1 protein-coding gene is annotated in these 624 nt (G+C 74.7%); it reads left to right on the forward strand.

The genetic code is table 11. The annotated features are described in order from the left end of the window. Positions 1-56: 56 nt before the first annotated feature. On the forward strand, positions 57-624 hold a 568-nt coding region (locus D7V93_RS43815; protein WP_147451720.1), incomplete at its 3' end, for an ankyrin repeat domain-containing protein.

Here is a 624-nt window from a genome sequence, read left to right on the forward strand (position 1 = left end):
CACCCGGCCCCCGTCCCCGCTCACCCGGGGGCGGGGGCTCCCCTGGAGACGCCCTCATGGTTCGCAAGCTGCTGCTCGGTTCGTTGGGTCTGCTGATGCTGGTCGCCGCGCTGCTGACCGCCGCGTGGATGTCGCTGCGCGCCCCCGCGCCTTCCGGACGGCTGCTCGCCACCAGCGATGCGGAGCGCTACCTGCTGGCCGCCGCGCGCGAGGGCGAGACGGACATCGTCACCGGGCTGATCAAGGCCGGCACGCCGGTGGAGGCCCGCGACGCGCGCGGCTTCTCCCCCCTCATCCTCGCCGCCTATCACGGCCACACGCAGACGGTGAAGGCGCTGCTCGCCGCCGGGGCCGACGCCTGCGCGGGCGACAACCGCGGCAACACCGCCCTCATGGGCGCCGCCTTCAAGGGCTACGCGGACATCGTGAAGCTGCTGAACGCCCAGCCCTGCGCGGTGGACCAGACCAACCGGCTGGGTCAGACGGCCTTGATGTTCGCGGTCCTCTTCGGCCGCGACGAGGTCGCCCAGGAGCTCCGCCACCAGGGCGCCTCCCCCGCGCTCCGTGACGCCAGCGGCCGCTCCGCGGAGGACTGGGCCCGGACCCAGACGCCCACCGCCCCCG

The sequence above is a fragment of the Corallococcus llansteffanensis genome (assembly GCF_003612055.1).
GTDB classification, from domain to species: Bacteria; Myxococcota; Myxococcia; order Myxococcales; family Myxococcaceae; genus Corallococcus; species Corallococcus llansteffanensis.